A 3302-nucleotide genomic window follows, 5' to 3' on the forward strand; every position below is an offset into this window, starting at 1 on the left:
ATACATTGCTTTATATTCACTTAGTTCTTTCTGTTTTTTACGTAATAGGAGTTCTCGCATTTTAAACATAGTAGAAGAACATAATAGAATACTAATGAGTTGCCCATAAAGATGACATTCTAATCGCTCTTGTTTAATAGATTTACAACGATGAATTTGAAACCAAGATTTCCATATTTTAAATAACAGCTGTCGGGTAAAAGACTGGCGCGGTATCAGTTGTGACCCGTTTCCAGTCTCTCCCCATAAGAACTGCTCGTGAGGTTTTCCCTCAAGCAGCTCACCCCATAAACTTCATCAAAAGGGTTATGAGACCTATCAAATGGCAGACACTTTCATCGGAAACTCTCTGCACTTTTCAGGGGAAGGACTTTCCAGTCCCAGTAAAGCCCCAGTACACCATAGAGATATTCGTTACTCCATCTCTGCCATCCGATGCTACGCTTTCGTCTTCGTTTCCTTCTCGTTAACAGTGTGCGAATTTTCATCTCCGTATAATCACGTACTTCACTGAAAGCTTGACTAGAGTTCCCAACCCGGAAGTAGTTCACCCATCCAGTCAGTACGGCATTGATTTGTTTTATTAAGTCTTGTGCTGGCTTCGCTCCTGCGTTTTGAATGAGTTCGCAAATTTTTGCTTTCACTGTCGTGCGAGCTTTCTTCTTCGGGATCATGAAAACGAAGAATCCATTCTTATTTCGGCTCGGTATTCGTCTCAGGTCAAATCCTAAAAATCCAAAGGATTCTCCTTTTAGAACATTGACCATCTGAGTCTTCTCCAGATTCAGTTCAACTCCCAAAGGCTTTAACTGTTCCCACAGTCGTCGTAATGCCAGTTCAGCCCATCCACTTTTACTGGAGTGTCCGCTTACAGCGATAACTATATCGTCGGCAAAACGGTGGTAGTTTACAGCTTCGTAATTGCCCTCAGCTGTTTTGCGTCGAATGGTATCAAATGTCCAATCCACTTCATTGAGGTAAATGTTCGCGGCTAGTGGAGAAAATGGCCCCCCTTGCGGGACACCGATCTTTCCTGTTGCCTTAATTACCTGTTTTACAAGATGCATAACCTGTGGGTCTTGGACACGTTTCGCGATTTTCTCCAATAATATGTTGTGTCGGATTGTATCAAAGTAGCGCGACAAATCAACATCAATTATTATGGTCATACGACGCAATATACTGCGTCGTACTTCTGCCAATGCCTGATGTGGAGAGCGTTTCGGCCGAAACCCATACGAGTTTGGACAGAAATCAGCTTCAAAAATTGCTTCTAATATGAGTTTTAGCGCTCCTTGTACTACACGATCTCGTATACACGGAATTTGCAGAGTTCGCATTTTGCCGTTTGCCTTTGGGATTTCTACTTTTCGATTGGCTTGTGGTCGGTATATTCCAGCTTGCAATTCCTCTTGAATACCCGTTAAGAATGGGATAACTCCTTCTAGTTCTATATCAGCAAAACTTTTTCCATCAATGCCTGGAGCACCGTTGTTTTTCCTCGCCTGTTGATATGCTTCGTGAAGGGTTGTCATTTTGGTAATGTGGGTAAATAGCCCCCAAAGCCGGTGCGTAGGTTCAGACTTCGCCTTTCGATAGATTCGTTGCCTTAATTCCTGCAAAGTGATGGGTGTTTTTGTCATGGCACCCTTGCCTCCTTTAGTCATACGAAATGTTTACAGGTTCGGACCCTTTCCTCCCCGCGCGTTTTGCTGCACGCAGATCTCTGGTACTACGATCCGTTCCGCCACCCTGACACCTACCGTTCTCACTTCCCGATCGCGGTTATAGAGACGGTCTCCTCGATGAGGTTTCTTCATCGGGTGTCGAGGGCTTCTCCAGTTTCCACATTATCTTTCTCTCCATGTCGCCGCTGATACCCCGCCGGTGAGAACTGCCGTTCCAGACTCGTTTCGGTCAGTTCTTGTTGCTTTCGCACGTTATCGACCGTCTCAGCCACCGGAATTGCGTGTAACGAGGCTACATCTACGTTCACTGTACGTTACAACCTGGAGATTTGCCCACATGCCTTTTGCATGTGATGTCAGAGGGCTTCGCCATGTCGCTTTCACTTCATGGCGCCTCTCAGGCTACGGGAGTGGAGTCTATTCTCCCGATTGGACTTTCACCAACTAGATAATGTGTCCTTATCTGGACACGCCAATTTGCCAACGTAATGAATATAGGTCATAGATTTTCTCTTTTGGTACCCATTCCGTAGGAATGTTTGTCATATATACCGTGATACCTTGTAAAAGCTTCGTGCGCTCTGTATATGTAATCCCTTTTTTCTTTTCACGAATAGCTCGGTCACGTAAGCGTTTCTGTTTTTGCTCCTCGGTACATCTATAAACTACAATACGAGTAGGCAGTTTGTCTTTACTCCCTACATATACATCGTGTAATTCATAAACTTGGCCAGGTTTTAATTGTTTCATAATGTCTTCCAAATGAATTTGTATATATACTGGTTTCAATTGAGGAGGTTTTGTTTTAAATACGACTGTTTCGAACTCTTTTCTATATATTTTAGTCGGTAACTTAAGACGGGATAAATAATACCCCTGCTTGTCTTGAATAGACTTAAAGTCTTGTAGACGAAAATATCCTAAGTCACGGATATACAGCTCATTCTTTTGTATCATGTCTGTTCGAGTCGCACCATACGCCTGATCACTTCGTTTTCCTGGTTCAATTTTCACATCAGAAAACTCTCCACTCAACAAGTCATACTCTAGTTGAATTTTCACACCAGCTTTATGACTACATCCTCCGGCACCAGGATACATAGCTGCGAATCGATCTGGAACTTGAAAGGTTGTAGAATCAAGGATGCGAATGCGCTCAAAGTAGGAAGAAAGAGAATGAGAAATCTTAGATACGCCTCCAATCTTAGCCTGTAGAAGCGTAGTAAATACAGTACGAAAAAAGGCTACAGAAGCCGAGTTAAATCGCCGATTAAGTCCTTCCGGACTTAATAAAACTCCTGTTGAAGTTTCTAATTGACTACATAGTTGGGTAAGAGAGGTAGTAGCGACTTGTTGATTTAGCCATACACACAAAGATAAAAAATGATGCCCGTGGCACTTCCGTTTTCGTTTCATCCCGCCTGCTTCTATAGCTAATTGATTAAGTGTAGCGGGAGACATATATCGATATAACTCTTCGGCAAATAAAGACAACTCTTGCTTTTGATGCATATTCATAAAAAGCACGTCACCCTTTCTCATTAATATAAGAAAATAGTAACGCGCTTTTAATTTCAAAAATAGCCCGAATCCTTAAGTTGATGGATGTGGGGT

At 42.7% G+C, this 3302-nt stretch carries 1 protein-coding gene and 2 pseudogenes; all 3 read right to left on the minus strand.

From position 1 onward, the window contains the following. Window positions 1-192, minus strand: a pseudogene (locus ACQGS6_RS25150) (IS4 family transposase); the annotation flags it as partial. Window positions 193-335: 143 nt separating this feature from the next. Then, complete coding sequence (gene ltrA / locus ACQGS6_RS25155) at window positions 336-1643, minus strand: group II intron reverse transcriptase/maturase (protein ID WP_426965778.1); 1308 nt, start codon at window positions 1641-1643, stop codon at window positions 336-338. Window positions 1644-2162: 519 nt separating this feature from the next. Further along, a pseudogene (locus ACQGS6_RS25160) lies at window positions 2163-3206 on the minus strand (IS4 family transposase); the annotation flags it as partial. Window positions 3207-3302 lie beyond the last annotated feature (96 nt).

Source organism: Bacillus sp. GMs2/2 (assembly GCF_050172095.1).
Classification (GTDB): Bacteria; Bacillota; Bacilli; order Bacillales; family Bacillaceae_G; genus Bacillus_A; species Bacillus_A cereus.